The sequence below is a fragment of the Rhizobium sp. BR 362 genome (genome assembly GCF_036528765.1).
Taxonomy (GTDB): domain Bacteria; phylum Pseudomonadota; class Alphaproteobacteria; order Rhizobiales; family Rhizobiaceae; genus Rhizobium.
This window is the reverse complement of record NZ_JARWGH010000010.1, coordinates 18,560-42,733: the sequence shown is the minus strand read 5'-3', so window position 1 is coordinate 42,733 and position 24,174 is coordinate 18,560. Positions and strand designations below refer to the sequence as shown.

General features: G+C 55.2%; 22 protein-coding genes. 2 read left to right on the top strand and 20 right to left on the bottom strand.

What is annotated here, in order from left to right; translation table 11 throughout:
- Positions 1-86: 86 nt before the first annotated feature.
- From QDY28_RS15565 to QDY28_RS15485, 17 genes are all read right to left on the bottom strand, one after another.
- The gene (locus QDY28_RS15565; protein ID WP_331382586.1) at positions 87-1,007 is read right to left on the bottom strand and encodes a glycosyltransferase family 8 protein; all 921 of its coding nucleotides are present in this window, start codon (positions 1,005-1,007) and stop codon (positions 87-89) included.
- A gap of 213 nt (positions 1,008-1,220) precedes the next feature.
- Positions 1,221-2,183: a glycosyltransferase family 2 protein gene (locus QDY28_RS15560; protein ID WP_331382585.1), complete on the bottom strand. Its 963-nt coding sequence runs from the start codon at positions 2,181-2,183 to the stop codon at positions 1,221-1,223.
- Positions 2,184-2,604: 421 nt separating this feature from the next.
- Complete coding sequence (locus tag QDY28_RS15555) at positions 2,605-3,684, bottom strand: acyltransferase family protein (RefSeq protein WP_331382584.1); 1,080 nt, start codon at positions 3,682-3,684, stop codon at positions 2,605-2,607.
- Positions 3,685-3,879: 195 nt separating this feature from the next.
- The gene (locus QDY28_RS15550; RefSeq protein ID WP_331382583.1) at positions 3,880-4,992 is read right to left on the bottom strand and encodes an O-antigen ligase family protein; all 1,113 of its coding nucleotides are present in this window, start codon (positions 4,990-4,992) and stop codon (positions 3,880-3,882) included.
- Positions 4,993-5,206: 214 nt separating this feature from the next.
- Complete coding sequence (locus QDY28_RS15545) at positions 5,207-6,382, bottom strand: polysaccharide biosynthesis/export family protein (RefSeq protein WP_331382672.1); 1,176 nt, start codon at positions 6,380-6,382, stop codon at positions 5,207-5,209.
- A 231-nt stretch (positions 6,383-6,613) separates the two neighbouring features.
- A complete protein-coding gene (locus QDY28_RS15540) occupies positions 6,614-7,294 on the bottom strand; it encodes a sugar transferase (protein ID WP_331382582.1) in 681 nt (226 codons plus the stop codon).
- Positions 7,295-7,552: 258 nt separating this feature from the next.
- Positions 7,553-8,329 (bottom strand): glucose-1-phosphate cytidylyltransferase, encoded by a 777-nt coding sequence (rfbF, locus tag QDY28_RS15535; RefSeq protein ID WP_331382581.1) that lies wholly within the window; start codon positions 8,327-8,329, stop codon positions 7,553-7,555.
- Between the two features lie 92 nt (positions 8,330-8,421).
- Positions 8,422-9,000: a dTDP-4-dehydrorhamnose 3,5-epimerase gene (gene rfbC / locus QDY28_RS15530; protein WP_331382580.1), complete on the bottom strand. Its 579-nt coding sequence runs from the start codon at positions 8,998-9,000 to the stop codon at positions 8,422-8,424.
- Between the two features lie 78 nt (positions 9,001-9,078).
- The gene (locus tag QDY28_RS15525; protein WP_331382579.1) at positions 9,079-10,173 is read right to left on the bottom strand and encodes an NAD-dependent epimerase/dehydratase family protein; all 1,095 of its coding nucleotides are present in this window, start codon (positions 10,171-10,173) and stop codon (positions 9,079-9,081) included.
- A 62-nt stretch (positions 10,174-10,235) separates the two neighbouring features.
- Positions 10,236-12,590, bottom strand: a complete 2,355-nt coding sequence (locus QDY28_RS15520; protein ID WP_331382578.1) for an AAA family ATPase — start codon at positions 12,588-12,590, stop codon at positions 10,236-10,238.
- Between the two features lie 186 nt (positions 12,591-12,776).
- The gene (locus tag QDY28_RS15515) at positions 12,777-13,775 is read right to left on the bottom strand and encodes a glycosyltransferase family 2 protein (protein ID WP_331382577.1); all 999 of its coding nucleotides are present in this window, start codon (positions 13,773-13,775) and stop codon (positions 12,777-12,779) included.
- Positions 13,772-14,974, bottom strand: a complete 1,203-nt coding sequence (locus tag QDY28_RS15510; protein ID WP_331382576.1) for a glycosyl transferase family 1 — start codon at positions 14,972-14,974, stop codon at positions 13,772-13,774. The genes QDY28_RS15515 and QDY28_RS15510 overlap by 4 nt, the downstream gene beginning before the upstream one ends.
- 77 nt (positions 14,975-15,051) lie before the next feature.
- A complete protein-coding gene (locus QDY28_RS15505) occupies positions 15,052-15,822 on the bottom strand; it encodes a glycoside hydrolase family 16 protein (protein WP_331382575.1) in 771 nt (256 codons plus the stop codon).
- 477 nt (positions 15,823-16,299) lie between these two features.
- The gene (lhgO, locus tag QDY28_RS15500; RefSeq protein WP_331382574.1) at positions 16,300-17,496 is read right to left on the bottom strand and encodes an L-2-hydroxyglutarate oxidase; all 1,197 of its coding nucleotides are present in this window, start codon (positions 17,494-17,496) and stop codon (positions 16,300-16,302) included.
- 66 nt (positions 17,497-17,562) lie between these two features.
- Complete coding sequence (locus QDY28_RS15495) at positions 17,563-18,285, bottom strand: SDR family oxidoreductase (protein ID WP_331382573.1); 723 nt, start codon at positions 18,283-18,285, stop codon at positions 17,563-17,565.
- Entirely contained in the window at positions 18,282-19,556 is a 1,275-nt protein-coding gene (locus QDY28_RS15490) for a DUF4910 domain-containing protein (protein WP_331382572.1), read from the bottom strand. The genes QDY28_RS15495 and QDY28_RS15490 overlap by 4 nt, the downstream gene beginning before the upstream one ends.
- A 44-nt stretch (positions 19,557-19,600) precedes the next feature.
- Positions 19,601-20,839, bottom strand: a complete 1,239-nt coding sequence (locus QDY28_RS15485; RefSeq protein WP_331382571.1) for a class I SAM-dependent methyltransferase — start codon at positions 20,837-20,839, stop codon at positions 19,601-19,603.
- A gap of 421 nt (positions 20,840-21,260) precedes the next feature.
- On the opposite strand from QDY28_RS15485, the gene QDY28_RS15480 reads away from it, so the two are divergent.
- Together QDY28_RS15480 and QDY28_RS15475 are read left to right on the top strand one after the other, a co-directional pair.
- Complete coding sequence (locus QDY28_RS15480) at positions 21,261-21,548, top strand: hypothetical protein (RefSeq protein ID WP_331382570.1); 288 nt, start codon at positions 21,261-21,263, stop codon at positions 21,546-21,548.
- A 42-nt stretch (positions 21,549-21,590) separates the two neighbouring features.
- Positions 21,591-21,863, top strand: a complete 273-nt coding sequence (locus QDY28_RS15475) for a hypothetical protein (RefSeq protein ID WP_442967530.1) — start codon at positions 21,591-21,593, stop codon at positions 21,861-21,863.
- A 180-nt stretch (positions 21,864-22,043) separates the two neighbouring features.
- Here the strand turns inward: QDY28_RS15475 and QDY28_RS15470 are convergent, their stop codons facing one another.
- The 3 genes from QDY28_RS15470 to QDY28_RS15460 are packed head-to-tail and all read right to left on the bottom strand — an operon-like array spanning position 22,044 to position 24,131.
- A complete protein-coding gene (locus QDY28_RS15470; protein WP_331382569.1) occupies positions 22,044-22,820 on the bottom strand; it encodes an amino acid ABC transporter ATP-binding protein in 777 nt (258 codons plus the stop codon).
- A 1-nt stretch (position 22,821) separates the two neighbouring features.
- A complete protein-coding gene (locus QDY28_RS15465) occupies positions 22,822-23,484 on the bottom strand; it encodes an amino acid ABC transporter permease (protein ID WP_331382568.1) in 663 nt (220 codons plus the stop codon).
- Positions 23,484-24,131, bottom strand: coding sequence for an amino acid ABC transporter permease (locus tag QDY28_RS15460; protein WP_331382567.1), 648 nt, complete (start codon positions 24,129-24,131; stop codon positions 23,484-23,486). Before QDY28_RS15460 ends, QDY28_RS15465 begins: the two co-directional genes overlap by 1 nt.
- Between the last annotated feature and the right edge of the window lie 43 nt (positions 24,132-24,174).

Sequence of the window (24,174 nt, the reverse complement as noted above, 5' to 3'; positions counted from 1 at the left end):
ATGCAAACGAGCCCCGGCAACAGGCGGCTACCAGTGAGGAAACCCTCTGCGCGGAGATAAAAGAAGCGGCCTTTCCAGGCAAACCGTCATGGCTTTAAAAGCGCCCAGATCAGTGTCGTCTTGATGCGCCGACGAATACTTTTTTTGAAATTTGTTTCCCCAAGCTTGTTGATCGCCTCCCAATAGGGCGTGCGCCGGAGGTAATGATAGTATTTCCAAATGTAAGGATGATATCCGTCGATCGACCACGGTTTGTTGTGCTCGGTGAAATGGATGATCTTTGGCCGCCGACCGTTTGCCATCTCTGATTTTTCGGCAAAACACGGCCTTCCCTCCTGCATCAGCATCCGGCGTTGGACATTCCAAAGCGGATCAAGATGTTTCCATCGCCCCCAAAAGACGATGTTGAGCGCATCCTGATCGATTTGATCAAGCTCATCGAACCGTGTCTCGAGCAAATCGAGGACCTGCGAAAACTCGTTGCTTTGCCGGATCTTTGCAAGGTCCAGCAAAAGAATGCCGGAGTTGAAATAGGCCAATCGCTTCGGTGGCAATCCAAAATGTTTTGCGAATGCTTCGGAATCGATACCAACGTCATAGACGCCACCAATTGCGCACTCGCCGAGCTCCTGCGTCCAAAGCTCGCGTATGTCACCGATGACGACAACATCCGCATCGAGATAAACAACCCTGCTGACATCGGCCGGTGCTAGATCGGGCAATGCCAACCGATGGTAAGCCGCGCGGCTTACATGCCTTCTGCCTTCCATGTTCAACACGCGTGAATCCGTGATCTCGAGCCATTCGAACCTTTGGCCCGGTGCGCAGCGCTCCAAATCCGCCCGCTGATCGATTAATATGCCGTCATGCACAATCAGAAAGCGGAATCGAGCGCCCCGCGCATTGTCGATCAGAGATGTCAGTACCACCGCCGCATGGGGCAGGTAACCAGCGTCGATGCCGAAGGCGACGACGACTTCCGCCACATCGAGCGGCGGTATCTTCAAACGCTTTTCCCGGACCGCAGGATCATCCATCACGGAGGAGATGCCATCTTGCCGGAAGGTCGCGGTCCCGGCAGCCGGTCTAACAAAGAAGGAAGAACGCTTTCTCACGGAAACTGCAGTTCCGCGGGCACCTACGGGTTCAACCATCATCATTCCCCTTCTAAGATTGCGAGAGGTGATCTGCGGCCCTTCTCGTCGGCCATGAAGGCGGTGCTATTGCCAGCCTGGATAGCCCGACCAGTTCGTGCGCATTCCCATCTTGACGCATGCCCAATCTGCCAGGGCGTCCAGCGCCAAAGCCGCGCTGAATGTCCACCCGACCTTGTCGAGCGCATCGAAATGAATGCCGAGATTTTCGCGGCCGCGATCCTGCTTCCACCACGCGATAATGCGGCGGACATAATACCGCCTGAACCGAAGCAAATGAGCGCGGTACTCCGGGCCGAAGGCCAGCGGGCCATATCTGATCATGAAATGAAGCGCATCTCGCGTCCACGCTCTTGTTTTGCTCGCGGACGAAAGGGATGTCGTCGTGTTGGCGTGTACGCGCGTAAATCCGAGGTTTTCGTGAACGAAGCCGAAGTCCGACCGCGTCAGCATTTTCAGCACTGCATCAAGGTCCCAACCACTTTCCATGGCATCTTCGAACAGCGGTCTGAACTGATCGGTAACGCTTTTTCTCCAAAGCATCTGCACCGGCATCAAAACGCCCTGGCGCAGCAACATCATCCGGATAGCGTCCGTCCCGTCAAAGACGCTTTGATCTTTCGGCCAGAAAAAATCTTGAACCGCACCGGCACACAGATGCAGGCAACCGATGACGCCAACCTTTGGATTGTTCTCCGCAAGAGTGACCATCTTCGCCACGGAATCGGGCGTTATGGTATCGTCATCACAGAGATAACGGACATAGGAGGCCTCGGCCGGTACGTGCGAATAGGCACGGTTCCAATTGTCGCGTTGATTGAGCGTTTCGTCGTTATGGTATGCGACGACCGGAAGGCGCTGTCTGCTGTAGTTCCTTATGATTTCCGCCGTGCTATCGGTGCTGTTATTGTCAAGCACGATATGAACGATGCTCGGCCATGTCTGTTTCTGCACCGACTCCATTGTTTCGGCGAGAAAACGTGCACCGTTGTGGGTTGGTGTAACGATAGCAACGAGCGGTCCCGGCATGCTTCTTTGACCAACCTCTTCAATAGAAATCCCGAGATCATCACCACGATGATTACCGTCCCAAGTACGTTAGTCAACGCTATATTTAACAGTTTGTTGATATTGAATGTAGTCAATTATAGGTAGCGAGACCTGGACAAAAATGCACATAATTTCTGGAAAATACTGCTTTGCATAATTAATATAGGCTAATCACCGCTGGGTCGGATATACTTCGGACTGGCCGGTCGAGATGCGCATTGGTGAGCGCGTGATCCGTGGTGATTGGAAGGACGCGCTGGAAGTGGGCGGAAATGGCGTCCTTACTGAGAGCTGCTTTGCAGGACGAATCTCACGCCCAGGCGGTTTGCCTCTGTAGTGCGCACTCAGCCGATTCTCACGCGGTTGCGAAGCATTTCTGTCCGAGGTAATGCCCCGGGGATCAGGCGTGATCAGACCGGGGCGTCGGAGCGATGCCGATCTTTCGTGGGAAGATCTGCATGAGACGATGTCTGATCGGCCGGTCATAAACATAGCTCAGCCAGCATGAGGTTATCATCGCGGTGCCCAAACTGAGAACGGCAAAGCGCACCCCATGTCCACTCCATTTTGCCCCGCTGTCCCATTCCGTGATCAGAACAAAGAGGTTCAACAACGGAGTATGGAGAACATAAATGCCGTAGGACGCATCGCCGCTCCACCGGCTCACAATCCGCCACCCACTCGCAAAGCTCATCCGCGACGCCATGATCACGACCAGAGGCCAGAGGAGAATGATTACGAGCAGATTGTAGTAGGGTCGAAGTGTATCGCCTGGATCAAACGCCAGGACTGCGATGCAAAGGACCGACAATAGCCATGGTCCGATTCGGGATTGTTGCACCGGCCGCATCCAATAGCGCTTGATCACGATGCCGAGCGAAAACGAGAAGATCACTCGTGGAAAACCGACAGGATAGGTCGCCCAGGTCGCACCGCCTTCCAACGTTCCGAAGTGGAGAGAGGCGACCACGAGAAAAAATGCCGCGCCAATGATCGCTGCAGTCAGCGCCCGTCCGCTTAATTTCACGGCAACGAAACCATAGGCAAAATTGATCAGCAGCTCGAAAAACAGCGACCAGGCGGGTCCGTTCCAGGGAAAGAGGATGTCGGGAAATGTCGAAAGCGGCGGCGGTGTGGGCAGAAAGAGCGACGAACACAAGAAGGTGCCTAGCAAGTCCAGCCGTGAATAGGCGCCCCATCCTTTTTCCGCCACCGTTATTGCCACAACCAATAACGCGATTGCGATCGAAAGCGCGTAAAGTGGAAACAGTCGTATCAGACGCACGGCGGCGAACTGTTTGAACACCATTCCAGCCTTCAGTTTTTCGTCATAAGAATAGGCAATCACGAATCCGCTGAGGAGGAAAAATAGGTCCACGGCAAGATGGCCGCTGGGGACGAAATTTGGTTCGTCTGTCAGGTACCCGTGGAGATGAAGAAGCATGACCAATATTGCTGCGATACCGCGAAGCAAATGCAACGCATAGAATTGCCCATCGTTTAGCTTTGTATTTGTCATGGACGAGCCGCTTCTCGTGATGATGATCTATTTATTTTCCGAGGCAGTATTCGATATCCATTCCTAACGCTGTTAACGAACTCGCATGTGCGGGGGCGTTCTAAGCCGATAACTGCAAAGTATGAGCCTTTGCTTTCATGATCGGTTCGCGCCCCTTCAAACCGGGCGCAATGACATTGCATATGAACCAGTCTTCTTCGCCCGGCCGCTGAGCATCGGACGGGCGATCAAGCCTGCGGCGTAATAGACGAGGAAAGAGCCGATCGTGTATTGATTGAGAAAGTCGATCTCGACGAATGACCGACTGATGAAAAGGGTCGTAAATCCGAGCATGACCACGTCTTCCCGACATGAGCCTGCCGCCAGAAGGCGTTTCAGTTGCCCGGCCAGGAGCACGATGACGATCACGCTCAGCAGGAAAAGACCGACATATCCGAGCTCCACCATCGTTTCGATATAGGTGTTGTGAAAATGGAAGCCGGTGCGAGATGGGATGTAGAACTGGTTCCAGAGAATCTCCGCCCTTGAAAAGCCCTGTACCCAAAAGCTCTGAAAACCTTCACCCAAAATTGGATTTTCCTGCGCAATCTCGAAGCCTCGCTGCCAGAGATACGTACGGCCCGTCAAAGTCATATCCTTGCCGAACATGCCGAGGAGGATGTCGACGAGGCCCGTGCTTGCGCAAATCAAAAGCGCCACCATCGCCAATGGGATCAGTACGAGAAAGAAAACTGTACGATGTCGCGGCGCAAATCGTCTGAGGAACATGCCGACAAGAACGGCAGCGATTGCGACCACGAGCGTGATCGCTGACGTTGCAGATTGCGATGCGCTCAGGCAAAACAGCGCAAACGCGCAGGAAAACGCCGACCATACACGTGAAATGATGCTTGATCGCATGATGAAAAAGCTCACCAGACCGGTGTAGGCGCCAAGCGAGGCGTAGAGACCAAGCTGGTTTTTCGAGCCGAACGCACCGACAAAGCTGTATTTGCCATCCAACGGATCATAGCTGAACTCGCCAAAGAGCAGGGAGTAGACGAGCACCACGGCGACCCCGATGCTAAGACCGGATAACATCGTGCGAATGCTGATCAAGCGTGATGCAATCAGCGCGCAGACAATTGTCGACAGATATTGAAGACCGCCGCGCAACGACAGTTCCGGGACTGCTGACCAGGTAAAGGAGGCGCAGGCAAAGACACCAAAGCCCAGTATCCAGTAGAGCCTGCTTGGATTTCCGATCACCCGGCGATAGTCGGTCAGCACGAGCGGGAACCAAATCGCGTAAAAGATCAGGATGAAGACTGAGCCGTAGATCGCCGAATATGCCGACAGGAATACCGTGGCAGCGACGGCAATCGTGCCGTAGACCGCATTTTCGTCCGGAGAGGCGATGCGTTCCATTCTGATACGCATGACAATGCCGCGTGTCTAAAGGTTTAAATTAACAATGCCGGATTCCAATACCGGATTTACGCCCTTACGACCGTCCATTGGCGATCGCCACTTTCACGAGATCGCCGGGAAAAAGCGGCGTGCTCTCGCCTGCCGGGATTTCCTGTACTTTTCCGTCGATCGTTCTTACCACCGTGTAGCTGATCAGTTTGCTGTCGTCGCCGCCAGCCAACTGCGATGCTGCGGGCGAGTTGACCAGAGCCTCGTTCATCAGCCGCCTGTACATGATCGCCTTCAGCGCGTTTTCATCGAGTTGCTGCTGCGTCGCCAAAAGTTCGGCCGCGCGTTTGGATTTTTGCTCATTTTGTAGATCGACCGAGTCAAGTGCTGCCTTGTTCATCTCCTGCTTGGCACGCAGCGAGGCCGCATCGATGTCGAGCATATTGCTTTGTGTTTCGGAAAGGGTGGTTTGCAGGCCGAGCACACGCGCGGAGGTCACAAGCCCCTGATCGGCCAGCTTGCTCGTCCTGTCCAGTTCTTTTCTGTAGAGATCGAGTTGATGGCTTTGATTGTCCATCTTCTTTTCAAGCGATCCGATCTCATTGCTATAGAGTATTCTAAGCTCATCGAGACCCTTCAGGCGAAGGCTGACAGAACTGCGGTTTGTCTCCATAATCGCAGCTTCATCTTGAATGAGTTTGGCGGCTTTTGGATTAGATTTTAGTTCCTCCGGCACGCGAATGGCGTCGCTGCCATCCTCTTCCGACATCAGCCGGGCACGTTTGGCCACCAGCCGGTCGCGTTCGGCGACGAGGACGTCGTAACCACCCTGGGCATTGATGAAGTCACGTTCGTAACGTTGGCCTTCGTCCAAGCCGCGCCGCATGCCTCCCGCAAGGCTCACGGCCTTGAGCACCGTCATCTCTGGATCGTAAGGATATTTGCCGGGCGTGTGGACTTCGCCGGCAACGAAGATCGGGCGGAATTCGAGAATCTCGACAGAGGCCTCTGGGAGATCCGACAAGCCGAAGCGCATCTGAAGATTATGAGCGATTTCTTGCGCGACGTCCGCTGTCGTCCGACCGGCGACCTTCAATTCGCCGGCAAACGGCAGCGCCACGCCGCCGTTCGGACCTACGAGATATTCGCCGGTTATGCCGGGCCACTCTCGGAATTTCCCCTCGGCCGTCTGCCACTCAACGACGCGGATGGATAATTTGTCCATTATTCCGAGTTTGTATTCATCGGCCAAACCCGGCATTGCGAGCAAAAGAGCGACAAGTGCAGGAAGCATGCAGCCAAGAAGGCGGTGCAATCCACTCGTCCGTCGGGCTGCGACGGCAGTCAAGAGCCAATGCTTCAAGCGCATAATAATCAAGCTTCCTGTTAACGGCGGAGCCCAAACCAACAATGGACCATTGTTGTAACTCTGCCGGCTTCCCCTGAGCGATGGCGCAAACGTCCAGACCCGCGCCTATTTATGCTGCCTGCTTCAACACGAACCGCGGGTCGATAAGACCACGGGTACCGTTTTCAGGATAATCATGAGGTCGCGGGAGAAGGTCCAATGCTCCACATAATGTTGATCGATCCTAACCCGCTGATCGTATGAGATGTCGCTGCGGCCACTTGCTTGCCACGCACCGGTAATCCCCGGCCTCGACCGGAGATAGTATTGACTGTATTCGCCGTAAAGTTGGATCTCCTCACGCACGATTGGGCGTGGGCCGACCAGGCTCATCTCCCCGCGGATCACATTCAAGAGCTGCGGCAGTTCATCGAGACTGAGCCTACGCAAGACAAAGCCGATACCAGTGACGCGCTCGTCGCGGCGCAGCTTGCGGTTGGTGGCCCATTCAGCACGTGCGACAGGATCCGATTGGAGATATGCAGCCAGGCGCTGCTCACTATCGGGCACCATGGTGCGAAACTTGAAACAGAAAAACGGCTTGCCGTTATGACCGATGCGCCGGTGGCCATAAAAGATATCACCGCCGTCGAACAGTTTAATTGCAAGGGCAATCAACACGAAAAGCGGCGCAAACATGATAATTATGAGAGAAGCGGCGACAATATCGAATATACGCTTTGGTGCTCCTCCGATTGGGGAACAATCGTCGATGGGATAGGGCGTGTAAATCGAACAACTTGGGAGTTTATTGTCACCTTTCATGATGGCACCCCAAATTCGCTTTCCACAGCTAATTACATATCATAATTCAACTACAACGTAAGGACAATTACTCCATTATAAGTACAACCAAAAATTATATAAATACCGGAAAGGCTTAAATCTAGATGATTATACACGCGCGCTTTGGACACCGCATTTTCGACACGTCAAAAAAGGCGGCTCAGATTTGAGACTATTACGAGAGGTCTCGCATAAGATCGGAAAAGCCGAGGTCAAATAACCGGTTATACCAGCCGGTTACTTCCAAATTGCCCAAGGAGGATTGCCACTCTCCCAAGCCTTTTCGAGCACCATCTTATCGCGCAGGGAATCCATGCTTTGCCAGTAGCCATGATGCCAATAGGATCCGACCTTGCCGAGCGACACGGCCCGTGTCATCGGCGCGTCCTCCCACATATCATCATCGCCGTCGATAAGATCATAGACCTCAGGCTCGCAGACAAAAAAGCCGCCATTGATCAACCCACCGTCGCTGGCTCGCTTTTCCCGAAATGAGCGGACGCGCGTTGCGTCTTGCGACAGACTAAGCGCGCCATAACGTCCGGGCTGGGTCACCGCCGTCAGCGTGATCCAGTTTCCATCTCTTTCATGCAATTCGATCGATTTTTGAATGTTGGTGTCGGAAACGCCGTCACCATAGGTCAGTAAAAACCGTTCCTCCCCGATAATGTGGCGAGCACGTTTGATGCGCCCTCCGGTCATCGTTTCGACGCCAGTGTCGAGAACCGTTACTTTCCAGGGTTCTACGTTTGATTTCACGACAGTCACCTCACCCGTTGCGAGGTCTACCGTAAAGTCGCTTTTGCACATTGCGTAATTCAGGAAATAGGTCTTGATATATTCCGCTTTATAGCCCGCAAGGACAACGAACTCATTGAAGCCAAAATGAGAATATAGCTTCATGATATGCCAGATGATCGGTCGCCCGCCCACCTCCACCATCGGCTTAGGGCGCAGTGTCGTTTCTTCAGATAGTCTGCTGCCGTAACCACCAGCGAGAATAACGACTTTCATACGATCCTCCTTAAGACATCTTCGTCAGAACATCTGCTAACTGCCTGAATGTCGAAGCGTGAACTCGCCGCAGTCTTGCCAGTGCGTGAAACCTATTCCTCGCTCGTCCCTAAACCGCGGAACGTCTCGACACCGTGAAAGACGGGATCGAAAGCTGGCCAGGCGGCATCCTTCTCGGACAATTCAATGGGTTGGCTTGGCCAGGCGATGGCGAAATAAGGATCGTTCCATCGCACCCCCCGTTCGTATTCGGGCGCATAAGCTGCACCCATAAAGTAGAAAATCTCGACGTCGTCCGTCAGTGTGATCAGGCCATGGGCACAGCCTTTTGGCACATACATCATTCGCCGATTTTGCGCGGATAGGACTTCTCCGAACCATCTGCCGAAGGTTTTGGAGTCGGGTCGCAGATCAAGGATGCAATCCCAAATCGCTCCTCGAACGCACCGTACGACTTTTATCTCTGCGGCGGGCTGCAATTGATAATGCATGCCCCGAAGCGTGCCCGCCCGAGCGCTCCACGTCGTATTGACCTGCACAATGTCCAGCGGCAAGCAAGCCCGGCGAAATTCATCGTCGCAGAAGACGCGCGCGAAAAAACCTCTGTCGTCGCCCTTTACGTCAAGATCTATTACACTTGACCCTATCAATCCGGTCTTGCGGAACATCATTGGACTTAACCTCGGTCGATGCTCGACAGTCTTGACGCTTTTCTCAGGCGCCCGCAGGTTCGAGCGGGTCGTGCTGCTCTAAGCTTCCCGGCGAAGCGGAAGCGATAATTGATCGCGAGCAAGTACTGGCCGGCGATCCAACCACCGGACGTCGTCATCGAGCAGGCCGCCTTCGATGCCTCGCGTCAAAACATTCAAGCGGACCAGATCAGACGAACGGTAGTTGGCGTCCTTGAAAGCCGACGCCACAAGACCATCATGAATGTCGGCAACCGCGGCAGGCAACGTCATTCTTGGTTGATGATCTGGGGCCAGCGAGCGGAAGAGATCGAAATTGACCCGATAAGAGCGCTTGTCTGGCGGTGCATTGGCGTTGATGTCGACGTCCACACCCGGCATCGCCGATTTGACGGCTTCAGCAAGCTCGCGGACCTGATAATTCCATTCTTCACATCCGACATTGATCGCCAGGAACCTGTCATGCTGCTCACGCTGCAGAGCCCATTCGATAGCTCGTGCCATATCGCGAACATGAATTAATGGTCGCCAGGGCGAACCGTCGCTCAGAACCGAAACCCGGCCGGTCGACAGAGCCGATGCCACAAAGTCGTTGAGCACGAGATCAAGCCTCATCCGGCCGGAAAAACCGCACGCTGTCGAAAATCGCAGGGCCGTTATGATCATGTTCGTTCGCGTGGATATCTCCCGCAATCCGGCCTCCGCCGCCACCTTGGAGCGGGCATAGGCCGTCAGCGGGTTGAGAGGATCGGTTTCACGTCGCGCTCCCGCCTCGGCATACCCGTACATGGAGCAACTCGACGCAAAGACAAAGCGCTCGACTCCGCTCTCTGCGGCAAGTTCGGCGGTCCGCAGCGTGGCGCGATGATTGATCTCATCCGTGACCTTTTCGAACCGAACGCCCATCGGATCGTTCGAGATCGCAGCCAAATGGATGACGGCGTCGATTCCGCGAAAAAGATCCGGCGTCAAATCCCTGACGTCGCTAAAAATCTGTACATCGACCTGATGTTCGGGCAGGCAAGGCTCGGTCAGACAATGGCCGAATAGGCCGGTATCGACACCGGTGATCGTGCAATCATCCAATTGCTGGCGGATATGGGAGACCACCGCGGGTCCGACATAACCCATATTGCCCGTTATCATGATTTTCATTGCAAAAATTCCTTCCCACATCGATGATAGAAACCTCGCCAACGCGAAGAAAGTTGCTCGCTTTATCGGTCCGTGCCGAACGTCGTTTTTTTATCTTCCTCGAGCTTGTCCTGTTCCATCTCATGGTGCTCTCGATAGTAACTAGAATATCGCGCAATGAGATGCTCTGAACTTCCATAGGCACTATAGGAATATAGCTTCTCAAGCTCCGCCTTGTTTAAGATCATCCCAAGGGTTTTGGCTGCAATTTGTGGCTCGGCTTCAAGGATAGTCTTGACCACGGAGCGCGGTGTCACACCCCATTCGGCAACCATGACAAAGCCGTCGGCCAATCGCTCAAACGCCTTGGTATCGAAGACTGGCGCCAGTGGGGGAAGGTCGACTATGACATATTTGAATGTGGTGCGCGCATCGTCCAGAAGTCTCGCCATAGCGACACCCGAGATCAGATCGCTTGTGTTGGGATACTGGAACCGCCCTTCTGTCGGAAGGATTTCGAGCTTAGTTTGGTTGTCAACGATGATTGTGTCCCGCCAGCGCGAATATTGCGGCGGCTGCACAGAAAGCACGTCCGAGAGGCTTTTTTTGATGGGAATGTTCAACAGCTTCGTCAGCGAGCCTTTGCGCAAATCGGCATCGATGAGCAGCGTTCTCGCTCTCGTCGAAGCAAGCAAAGCCGCCAAATTGGCTGCAACCGTGCTTTTGCCTTCTCCGGGCAGCACGGACGCTATGCCGATGACTTTGCATTGCTGAAACCCGAGCATCGTATCAGCGACGATCTTGGCATGGCGCAGCGTTTCGCTGAACTGGGAACCCGGCGCCATTGTCGCAAAGCGCATGATGTCGATCACTTGCGGCTGTTCCGTCGATCCATCCGGTTCGTCGGCCGGCAAGATCCTCGGCAAGTAGCCCAGAAATTTGACGCCCAGCGTCCTCGACACATCTTCGCCAATGCGCAGCGTTACTTCCCGGAATTCTCGCCATCCACCGACAACTATGCCGAAAAACGCACCAAGCAACAAAAATCCTGCCAGCATCCATGTACGCTTCGGACTGGATGCATCTGTCGGGGGCGTTGCGGCCGAAATGACACGCGCTTCGGTGATGGGAAACGATTGGTTCTGAGCCGTTTCCTGATATCGCGCCAAATAGGTCTTATAAAGGTCGCTGATCGCTTCGGCATTCCGCTCGAGATTTTTAAGTTCGACCAGTAACTTATTGTCCTCTGACGTTTTGCCCGTGACCTGCAACAGCCCCTCTTTCAGCGAGGCCTCCCAGGACTGTGCCACCTCATATTGGTTGCGGTAGCTTTCCGTCATTTGCTTCAGTTCGGCGTAAATCTGCCTTCCCACCTCGTTCTGTTCGCTGCGCAGGCTGATTGCTTGCGGGTGGGTACTGCCAAACTTGTCTTCGATTTCCTGAGCCCGTTTTTCAATTGTTTGATAGCGCTCTCTCAGGGTCGTGACCAGCGACGGACTGTCCTGATTGGAAACGGTTGCGGCATTGTCGACAGCGCTCTGCTGGCCCGCGTCTACGATCGACTTATATTGATTGTAGAGTGCCAACGCTTTCGCACTTTGCGCTCTTGCTACAATCAGTTGAGCGCTCATGTCAGAGAGCTGCTCCTCAGACAGAAGCGCCCCTTTCGTCGCCGTCAAATTGTTGGCAGTCCGGAAGCGTTCGACACGGAGGCTGGCTTCCTGCGACTGCTCTTTGAGATCTGCCAAACGTGCTCGAAGCCAGACGGTGGCACGCTGCGAGGCATCGAAATTCGCATCGAACTTATCCGACAGGTATGCTTCGGCGTAAGCGTTCGCAATGGCGGCCGCCAGAACCCGATCGGTTGAGGTATAAAAAAGGTCGACGACGAAGCTCTGGGGCTCCTGTTCGACGCGAAGATTATCAAGCAAGACAGCGACAGCCGCTCCCCGCCTGACATCCTCATTGCTGAAATCTCCCTTTTGAGTGCTTTTGCCGGCGAGGAGATCCATCGCTCCCTTCAGCAATGATTTCACTCGTGCCCACATGGACGGCGAGGGATCGAAGAAGGCGTAGTTGTCATAGAGATGAAGATTGTCGACAACCTTTGCGGCGAGTGCAGAAGATTTGAGAATTGCAACCTGGCTCATGATCTTCTTGTCGGCTTCCATATTGGCAGGCGCCGGCGAAATCTCGCTGCCGAAGCGGTTCAGATTCTCGTCGAGCAGGATGCTGGTACCAGCCGTGAAATAGTATGTTGCAAACGCGAGGTTGGTGACGCCAATCAGCAGTCCAATGCCGGCAAACAGCAGCACAATTCGGACCTGCCGCCTGAACAACTGGACCATATGATCGAGGTCGATAAACTTCTCACCTTCCGGCTCAGCATTTATCGGACCGGAACCCACACCTTTGAACGTCCGCAGCATTTCCTGCATGTCACTACGTGGCCTCGTATTGTTTCAGTTCGACCCCTTGTCGGGCACGATTTCGCATCAAGAATTTACCGGGCACGACATCAGCCCTGCTCGCAGCTAGCGCCGCGACCGACAACAACGCGCTCCGTGAGGCGCGACGGTGACAGGTGCAAATGCCTATATCGATTGGCAGAGCGACAGGTTTTGTCATGGCAACCGCCGGCGTTTGAAAAAAGTGAGCAGCTCCATCCAGAAGCCGGTGGACCAGGCAAAATGCATGACCATCGCGGCCAACCCTGCAAGCGGACCTGAGGGATTGCCTCGCCTGACCGCCATCCAGAACCCGTAGCAGACGCAAACGAGAGCCCACAGAACCAAGGGCACGGCTGCCATCCAGTGGAGCACCGCCAAAGAGGCACCGATTACTGTCGGAAGAACGACGAGAGGCAGCATCTGCCGCGGGTTCGGCAAGCGTCTGTGTTTCAATATGTTCCGGGCGCGGCCGCGACCATAATAGAGATACTGAAGGAACAGGCTTCCCACAGTTGCGCGCGGATAATAGATCATCCGTGTCTTATCGGTCATCCAGATCCGGAACCCTGCCTTTTCCAGCCGGAAGTCGAGTTCTGCATCCTCGTTGTGGCTGAAGGTTTCGTCGTAGCCGCCGATAGCTTCAAATGACGCCACGCGCATCAAGGCATGGTGACCGTGACGGGTCCAATGACCATTCGTGTTCCCCCGATGTTTAGAGCCGCCATTGCCAAGTCTCGAGTTCTGTGCGCTGGCGGTTGCCCTTTGCACCAGGCCAAATCCGACGGTATCCATGGCGACAACCACGGAATCTGCTCCGGTGACCTCGGCCTCCTCAATCAGGCGCTTGCAGTAATCGGGGGGATAGCGACCGTGGGCGTCAATGCGAATGAAATAATCGAAGCCATTGCCAAAGCATCTGACGGCGAGGTTGACGCCGGCGCTTTGGATCCTTGCTGGATTATTCAAAAGCATGATGCGCGGCTCGTCGTTCCTCAACCGAGCGACAACATCGACGGTACCATCTTCGCTACCGCCGTCGACCACGACGATGTGTGAGATCTGCTCATCAAGCGCATAGCGCAAGTCAACCAGCAACGCTTCGATATGCTCCACCTCATTCAAACATGGAATGACGATGAAGGCGCGCCGATTGGAATGAACCTCCGTCTTCATATCGGTTCACCGTTCGAACGGACGTTGGCGGAAACAAGGGAATGCAATCGCCTTTGCGGCGGCTCAACTGCGCTGATCTCCGTCAGCTTCCCGACAAGTGCGACGCAATCGGCCCTGACGGCGGTCCAGCGCTCTTTATCTTTGCTGATCACGGCATTTCGCAGTTGCCGAAATAGCGGGATATCCATCTGTGAGAAAAGCGCGATCAGCCCCCGAGGTGTTGCCTCGCGAAGGCAAAGACCGATCGCGTGGCGGGCAAGAAACCGTGCTGTTTCGGTTCCTTCAACGGCGATCGGCACTGCTCCATGAAGGCATCCTTCATAAAGGCGGTTGGGCAGAAGCCAGCTCGAATTCAAGCCTTCCTCAAAAAAGTCGATCGCCCAGGAAAAGTGCACGTCCCCGTATATGGCCGGAAGCTCCTCCGGGTTCTTATAGGGGCCAAGAAACGAGAGATAAGGTTCCTTCGCAACGATGGCATCGAAATCGTCGAAGGCCCCGTAAGCCGGTCGGCCACGGAGCACGATTTCGAACTTGCCTTCCAGGGCGCGCGAAAAGTCAGAAAGCAGCTTCAGGGAGCGTCGGCATCGCAATGCACCGAACCAACCAATTTTCCATGGGGGCCCGTGCGACCGGGTGAAAGGGGATGATTGAGCGGGCTCATCCAGCGCGATGACCTTATTTTCGACGAGCATCACCGGGGCACGAAGCGCTGACATCGACCGAAAATAGTAATCGATGAAAGCAGGCGAACTGGTCACAATCAGCTTGGCTCTGCGGCCGAAGTAGCCTTCACTTCTGCGGATGATCGCGCCGGCTATGTCATGGCGCAGAAGCAGGCGATGAATGTCGAGGCACTCATAAACGATCGGTATCGCACCGCCGAAAACAGCATTTGCTCGATGCGCGATCGCCAGCATCTCCAGGTTGCGACTGACGATAACGTCAGGCTTGCGAATGCGCTTGAAGAGGTGCTGCAGTCTTAACATGGTACGCGCAACCGCTCCTGCACGCTGAATAAGTTTCCCGTCAGCGGTCAGGCCAAAGTCTATCGGCGTGATGCCCTCGATCGCCACCGCGCCAGTTCTATCCCTATGGAATCCGGCAAGCGTCACGGTTGCTCCTCCGGCCGCCAGCATGATGACCCGGCGGCGAACTGCCGGATCATTGAGATCATGAACGAGGTAAAGGACATGAAGCATCGGATCTTCTTCGATTAGGCCGGCTGGCCGGCGGTGGCTCTCCAGAGTGGATAAATCGTTGAACCTAACTTCCCGATCTATTGCAGAGTGCAGACAACCGATTGCGGGAACTGGCATTTGTCGCCGGCGGCCGTGAAAGCCACCCAATCGACATCAAACGTAACCGGTCGCGAATAGCTGAACTTACCCATCCAGTCCGACAGCGTGTCCGTTCCCCAAAGACTGAAGAAAATCTTCTGCGGACTGGTCGGCACCTTCGATGCGTCTGTCACGTCGTGAACCAGACGACCATTCAGGTAGTAGCGCAAACGCTCGGGTTCCCAGACGAGGGCATAGGTGTTGAAGTTTTGATCGGCCGGACTGCCGATATCGACGAGGTATTCATTGCCTCCCTTGGCTTTCACAAACTGATTGAGTTGTACCGCGCTTGTGTTTTTGCCGAGGATCTCAAAATCGATTTCGTCGTGTATTTGCTGGGTTGGCGGACCGATATAAGTGAAGAATGCGGAATTGAGACCGGAGCCACTCGCCGCCTTGAGGCGAGCTTCGTATGTGCCGTATCCGTAGCGGCGGGTCGTCTGAATTTCACCGCAGAGATAGTCTCGATCCTTGGATTTGCCTTTGGTGAAGGTTAGGGCAAGGTTATCCCCTTCGATGCGAACCTCGTTGCGAGACCACGTGCAATTTTGATGATTGCCGTTATTCCAGCCGTCGGAAACGTACCAGAACGCCGGGTCGATGTTCCTGAAATCATCTCGGAATGATACCCCGGATTGCGGGTCTTGGGCGGAAGCCGCTGTCGCTGTTAACACGATGCTACCGAAAGCGATCATGGCATTTATAAGCATTTAGCCCCCTTTGTTCATTGCACTCAATTCACATCGGAGGAGAAGAGCCCTGTGCCTTGGTCGCACTCCTCCGGAAAATGTCATTCTCAAAATCGTCAAGATAATCGATCCCAGACCATCAATGCATTCTGAGCAGAAGACGATGTCCAAAGCAGCCGTATGGGACGGCTGCAATATGAAGGCCAGGTACCCGTGTGAACAGGAGCCTGCCCAACCAGGAACGAGGGGAAATTGAGGCCTCTGCAAATAAAATTCGCAGAACCTCTCATACTATCTCATCTACCGAGTTGTGAATTTTTGCCGATCGAACAACAGCAATACCAATTCACAACGAGGCCTGCTCTCGCGCACCTGGCTTTCCCAAGTATCGATAACATAAATTAGTTAAGTTTATTATACAGTTCAATATTCAATAGCGGGTAGCACAATTTAATACTATTGAATTATAGATGATTAGTCCCTTTGGATGAAACACTACTACCAACCGAACCGTTCCGTCGCCCGAGACAGGAGCTCTCTTGCGATGGGAATGGCGGAAGTGGCCGCAGGCGACGGGGCGTTGCAGACGTGGAGCGACCGCCGAGTCGATTTTATCAGGAAGTCATGAACGAAGGTGCCGTCCTTCAAAACCGCCTGGGCACGCACCCCTGCTCGATAGCGCAGAAGATCATCGATACGCAGTTGCGGACAATAGCGCTGACACAAAGAAAGATAGCTGCGCTTGAAAAGAGAGTTGCGGATCTCGCCGAGACCAAACTTCAGATTTGCCCGAACGAGTTTGCGGAAACCGCTATAACCGATCATGCCCAAAAGCTCGGGCCACTCGACGTCGTAGAGACGATATCCTTCTTTGGCGAAGGCGAGAACGGCATTCGGCCCGACCGTTACATATCCGCCGATCATCTTCGTCAGATGCACGCCGAGGAACGGCAGGGCGGGATCTGGTATCGGATAAATGAGATGGCGAACGATGTTATTCTTGGCGTCCGGCAAGCGAAAGTATTCCCCGCGAAACGGAATGATCCGGAAATCCGGTTCAAGGTTGGCGGCCATCGCCATTCGATCCGCGTGAAGCCCCGCGCAGACTATGAGGTTTCGCGTCTGGATGCTCATCCTGTCGGCTTCAACAGTGATTAGGGCACCTTCTTCCCTGATCACTTTGACGTCGTGCCCCAATGCAATCTCGGCGCCCGCCCCAAGGATTTTCTCGGCCATTTTGGCCGCAACCAAACCATAGTCAACGATCCCCGTCGCAGGAACAAAAACGGCTCCCAACCCCTCGATATTTGGCTCGCGGCGGGTCAATTCGGCTCGATCCAATCGTTCGGTCTGAAGACCATTGGCCTCGCATCGGCTTTGAAGCGCAGTCATCCGTTCAAGCTCGATCGGCGTCGTTGCAACCAACATTTTTCCGCATTGTTCAAACGCAATATTGTTGCCCCGACAAAACTCTGCTGTTGCCGAGGCGCCCTCCTTGCAGAACCGCGCTTTCATGCTTCCTGGCTGATAATAAACGCCTGCATGCACCACGCCGCTGTTCCGGCCGGTTTGGTGCGCGGCAAGCTGGGCCTCTTTCTCAATCAAAAGGACCGACATGTTCGGAAAGCGCTCAAGCGCTTCCATTGCGACTGCCAAGCCGACGATGCCTCCACCAATGACAACCAAATCGAACATGTTTCCCCAAATCCAATTTTGCGTCCTGCGCGACACACTGCCGGCGTAGCTGCCGCATTTGCTCTTTCAGCGCCTGGGCTTTGCAGGGCGAATAAAGATATCGGTGATCTCAGCTCTCGGCGGAAGCGCGAAGGCATCAAGAAGGCTCGACGCGATTGCTTCGGGTTGCAGGAGGCTTTCAGGATCATAATCCAAATTCTCCTTACGGAAAATTTCCTCCTGCATCGGCGTTGCTGTCCGGCCGGGAAAAAGGCTGACGACGCGAACCCCCTGCGGATTGACTTCGGCACGCAGCACATCTGCGAAAGCCTTCAAACCGTATTTGCTCGCTGCATAGCCACTCAAGCCCGCCCGCGGATTGTTCCAGACGCTTGAATTGATAAATGCAATTTGCCCCGCCCGGCGAATGAGCAAGGGAAGCAGCGCACGGGTGAGGACGTAAGGGGCCCGCAAGTTGAGCATCACTTGCTTATCGAACTGGTCGACATCCGTTGTGGCCACATCTCCAGTTGCGAACAGACCGGCACAATGAACGAGAAAATCCAGCTCCCCGCCTTTACTCAGAAGATGCTCGGAAAACGCGATGACCTCCGCGTCCTTCGTCAGATCGACCTTATGCCAGACCAAACCACCGCGCTTGCCGCCCGCCCCATCGCCAGTGGGACGCCGACTGAGAGCGTGAACGCTGACGCCCGCAGCAACCAGTGCGTTGGCAATCGCGTTGCCGATACCGCTGCTCGCACCGGTTACGACAGCGACACGATCGGCAAAAGTCGTGCCGTGGATCATGCGTTCGCTCCTGGACAGCGCGCCAGCAGGCCGTGCTGAGTTAGAATTTCCGCAGCGTCGGCAATCACGTCAAAATCAATCCCGGCCCGTTCGGCAATGTCTAAAAGCGAATGTTCGCCATCCGAAAAGTTCAGCACCCAAAGCATTGCCATCTGCCGTTCCTTCGCATCGGAACGTCCGCCTATCGATCCATAAAGACCACGCTTTCCAAGCTGAGGCTCGCACATGGGCTGAAGATTTCGAAATCTGCCATTCCGATTAAGAACTTGGATGATCTCCCTATAGGCAGCGAGAGAATGTGCCAAAGCTTCCGGCCGGACGAGCCTCATATTGTCAGCGGACGTGTGGTATTCGGGAAACTGGCCGTAAGGCGTGCGGGACAGGCAACCGAACGGCAAGTTGATTCCCGGCGAGCAAAATTGCCGTTCATCATAGCCGTAAGGTGAAAAATCGATCACCGTACAATCGTCTTTTCGCCCGTGAAGAACATACTCCACCACGCGATTGATCTCGGCATCTCCCCGCCGGCTGCGCTTGTAATGCAAATGGCCGGGATCGCCGAGATTTACCGCGATGAGACCGTGCCTGATCATTTTCAGGCGCTCAACATTCGTCGCCAGCCAGACAATTGACCCTATGGTTCCAGGAATGAACAGAATACGAACGGAGTAGTATGAGCCGGAGGCGGCAAGCAGGCCTTTCGCCAGCTCGACTGAAACCGCAATTCCCGAGAGATTGTCGTTCGCAAGCGATGGGTGGCAAATATGCGTCGAAATGACGATCTCATCGGATGTCGCGCCGGGGATCAGGCATTCTCCCCAGATCAGTTTGCCATCTTCGAGCGTCGAGTCGATACAAACCGTGTAATCGTCATCTGGCAATGCCTGCAATGCCGAGTGCGCCAGGCAAAAACCCCAATCCTCGCGATAGTAGCTGGTGCGGTAAGGAATCCAGTCGGGATGCTCGGGATCCGAATGAAGGTGCAGCCGCAAGTCCGCAAGGCTCAATCGTGTGTTGACGGGGCAGCTATAGCTCATCACGTGCAAATTATGCGCACGAAAATCAATCACCCGCTCTCCGCGGCTGTTTTTCACAAAGGCATCTCGAATGGTCCATTGTTTCGGCACGGTCCAGTCGAAAACGGCAGTGCCGCTCGCGATGTCATGGATCTCAAGCGGAATCTGCTGACCTATGATATCCAACGTCTCCGCCACCCCAGGCCCGGTGATACTCCGGCATATCGGATATAGCCGCTCCATCAGAGCGAACATCGTCGCGCCGGCTTCGGCGGTGTGGGACGAAACTGCTGACGACATCAGGCCAGTACCTCGACATCCGGCAGAGGCACGACGAACTGGCCTCCCCACTGCCGTATGACCGACATCTGCTCCATGATCTCGGATTTGATATTCCAAGGCAGGATAAGAAGGTAGTCCGGCTTTGTCTCTTTGATTTTGGCGGGCGAGTGGATCGGGATGCGCGTGCCCGGGAGCAAACGGCCCTGCTTATGCGGGCTGATATCGACCGTATATTCCAGCAGATCGGTCTTGATGCCGCAAAAATTCAAAAGCGTGTTCCCTTTGGCGGGAGCGCCGTAGCCAACCACTGTCTTCCGATTTTCCTTGGCATCGCTCAAGAACCGCAGAAGCTGTCGTTTGCTGCGGTGAACCTTGTCGGCAAAATCATGATATCGCGCCAGTGAATTCACCCCACCTTCGAGCTCGCGATCTCTCAGCGCTTTGACGCGCGTGTCCACAGGATGGGTCTCGTCCTGCCCGTGGCAGGCGTAGATACGCAGAGATCCCCCCTGAGGAGCAATTTCCTCGACATCGAAGATCTTCAGCCCGTGGTGGGCAAATATCGCCTCCGCGCTAAACAGCGAGAGATATGAATAGTGCTCGTGATAGATGGTGTCGTAATAAATCTTCTCCAGCATTTGCATTAAATGCGGAAATTCCATCGTTATTATACCAGTGTCGGACAGGGCAATTTTCATCCCCGCCACGAAATCGTTTATGTCCGGCACATGCGCCAGAACATTGTTTCCAATGATAAGATCGGCCAGCAGACCTTCATTGCGAAGCGATTGTGCCGTTTCGACGCCGAAGAATTGAACGCGGGTCGCAATCCCAGCTTCTATTGCAGCCTCTGCAACGTTTCTCGAGGGCTCAATTCCTAGAACCGGTATGCCGCGTTCTTTGAAATTCTTGAGCAGATAACCGTCGTTACTGGCGATTTCGAGGATCTGACTATGGGCATCGAACTTAAATCGCTCCATCATCTTGTCGACGTAGTTCTTGGCATGCGCCAGCACGGAGGCTGAATAGGAAGAGAAATAAGCGTAGTCTTCATCAAAAATGTCTTCTCGTGCCGCCATCGTTGGAACCTGAACGAGAAAACAATTGGTGCAAACGAAGGCATGCAGGGAGAAAAATGGTTCCAAATCCATGACCCGTTCGGCGGAAACGTAGGAATTTGCGAGAGGAGATGCTCCCAGGTCGACGACAGTCTCCGTCAACTCACAGGCACAAAACCGGCAATTCAATGCAACCATATGCTGAAGCCTCCAGGAGCCGCTTTGGCGTCTCGTTGCAAGCCGATAAAATCAAGAGAAAGATCCGAACGGCTGCCCGACCAAGAGCTTGTTAAAGGTAGCGCTGTAGATGTCCGGCGAGAGGCAGCTATACGTCAGTTGCTAAAGCCGCCGCAGCCGCGGTCTGCCAATTTCTGCGCGGATGCTACGCTGATCGGTTAGGCGATACAAGTTGGCCCAAAGGCCATGCGAAGCTTTCCCTCTACTCCAATATGATGAGGCAATAACTCCCGGCTGTTCCAGTCGGGCGATTTTGGCGTCAGGAGCAGGGTGATAGTATTCCCGGTGAATGCGGGTGCGAAACCATGCGGCGTTCGTTCACCAAGATACCGGTCCACCGACACGTTTGCTCCCTGCTATTCCAAACAAAAGGAACTAGCCGATGAGCGTCAACTGCCCCATCTGTGAAGCCGAGGCCGAAGAAAAGCTGCCGCGTATAAGCGGCCGCATCGAGATCGTCTGTCCAAGGTGCCGTCGCTTCGGCATCACCGCCTCCGCGCTGGCCATCGTTTACCACCGACCGCCAGAGGACCGGCATGCGGCTCTTTGCCATGCCAGGGCAATTGCCGAACACGACAAGGCAACACCGCTCATCACCACCGCCGTGGTAAATCCATCGAACGCGAGCCATTTCAGATGGCGAAAGCAATCCGTCGTTCATGTGATCTAACGTTGTGGGGTATCCACTCAGGAGGCGGGCTCTCTCTGGGAGGTGGCCGAGCGCTACAGGCGGGAAGGCCGGCCCTTGATGATCATTGCCGGTGAACGTTATGGTGCGGGTTCATCGCGCGACTGGACCGCCAAGGGCGTGGCACTGCTTGGTGTGCGGGCAATCATCGCCAGAAGCTTTGAGCGAATCCATCGAATCAACCTGATCGGAATGGGCGTCCTTCCTATCATTCTGCCGCCCGAGCAGTTGCTCCGGGCAGGTGCGATGGATCGTATTGATGTCATGCGGATAATGTTGTTCCCCGTGGCGCAATAGGGCTCACCTGGAGAAGAGCATCCGGCGGGCGACAGCGAATCACCTGCCGAGCAGCAGAACCGACCAGGAAGTCGAAATCCTCCGTTCCGGTGGGATGATCCCCCGCATTCTCAGCACGCACGTCAATTCGTAGATGTCATCGAGTTTTGACAACCAAGCGGAACCGATGACCAAAGCCAATCAAAAGCTGTTGCGCTCGTGATAGGTGCGGAGGAAGGATTGGATGCGCTGATCTTCGGGATGGTGAAGAATGCGGGCCGGCGCATCGACACCCACGAGTTCGCCCTTTTCCATGAAGGCGACCTGGTCCGCGACATGGGCGGCGAAACCCATCTCGTGCGTGACGACAACCATGGTCATGCCTTCGGCGGCGAGCGTGCGCATGACGCTGAGCACCTCGCCCACCAGTTCAGGGTCGAGCGCCGAGGTCGGCTCGTCGAACAGCATCAGGCGCGGCTCCATGGCGATGGCGCGCGCAATGGCGACGCGCTGCTGCTGCCCGCCAGAAAGGCGTGAGGGATGATTGGCCATCTTGTCGGCCAGTCCCACCTTCTTCAGCGCCTCGGCGGCACGCGCCAAGGCTTCGGCTTTCGATAGGCCGCGAACGCGGATCAAGCCTTCCGCCACGTTTTGCAACGCCGTCATGTGCGGCCAGAGATTGAACTGCTGGAACACCATACCGATGGAACGGCGCATCTCGCGAAGCTGTCGGCCCGGCATCTTACGGCCACCTGGGCTGGCATAGCCGATCAACCGACCGTCGATGGTGATCTCACCGGAATCGTATTCTTCCAGGAAGTTGATGCAACGCAACAGCGTGGACTTGCCCGAGCCGGAGGGGCCGATCAGGCAGGTGACCTTGCCCGGCAGGATCGACAAGTTCACTTCCTTCAACGCCTGAAAGGGACCGTAGAACTTGTTGACCTTGCGGATCTCGACGGATGACGCTTGAACCATCCTACGTCCTTTCGATCAGATGTTTGGTGATGCGAGTCTCCAGCAGACGGCCGGCACGCGAGATGAGTTCGACCAGCCCCCAAAAAAACAGCGCCAGCACCAGGTTCGCTTCCAGATAGCGGAATGTTTCGGTGGACATGCGCTGCACCGAGTACATCACCTCCGGCACGGTGATGATGGAGAGGATCACCGTCTCCTTCGTCAAGATGATGGAGAAGTTGACTAGAGCCGGGAGTGCCGAGACTAGGCTCAGCGGCAAAAGGATGCGGCGCACGATGGTCAATTCCGACATGCCGATGGCGCGCGCTGCCTCAAGCAAGCCTGCCGGCACGGCGAGATAGCCGGCACGGAAAATCTCTGCGAAATAGGGACTGCCATAGACCGTGAGCCCCAGAATACCGGCCGGCAGCGCCTCGAGGCGGAGCCCCAGCAATGGGCCGCCGTAGTAGAGCACGAAGAGCTGCACCAGGAAGGGCGTGCCACGGATGACCTCTATATAGGCCCGCAGCAGCCAGCCGAGCGGTCGCGGCCCGTAACGCTGCGCCAAAGAAATGATCAGGCCCAGCACCATGCTGAATATCGTGCCGAGCACCCAGCAGATGATCGTCAACTCGAAACCGCCGAGCAGGGTCGGCCAATATTGCACGAGGATGCTCAGGTCCATTACACGGCCACCCTATGTTCAAGATAGCGCCCGAGCGCTGCCAGGCATAGATTGATGATCAGGTAGATACAGGCCGCCGCGATATAGACTTCCAGTGGGCGGAAGGTCATGGCCGCTTGGGCCTGGCTGGCGCGTGTTACCTCCAGGATACCGACGACAGAAACCAGGGACGATGCCTTGACCAGCAGGATCAACTCGTTGACCAGCGCCGGCAGCGATATCGCAAACGCCTGCGGCAGGATCACACGCAGCCAGATGTCACTCGGCCGCATGCCGATCGCGGTTGCCGCCTCGATCTGTCCTCTGGGCAATGCGATGATGGCGCCGCGCCAGATCTCCGAGACATAGGCGCTGGAGCAGACGCCGACCGTGACCACGGCCGCGACCATGGCCGGCACGTTGATGCCGATGACAGGCAGCAGATAATAGCAAAGGAGCAGTTGCACCAGCAGCGGCACGCCGCGGAGAAAGCTGACCCAAAGGGCCGCGAACCAGCGCAGCCAGCTTGCGCGCGAAAGTGCGGCGGCGCAAATCAGCGCGCCGACCACAAGCCCGAGCGCGATGCCAAGAATGGAGATCAGCAGCGTGAAACGGGCCGCCCAGAAGAGCGGCTCGAAACTGCCGAGAAAGGTCGAGATCGAAAACATCACCCCTCCAGGACCGGGCGCGCGCAACAGATGGCTCCCGGCA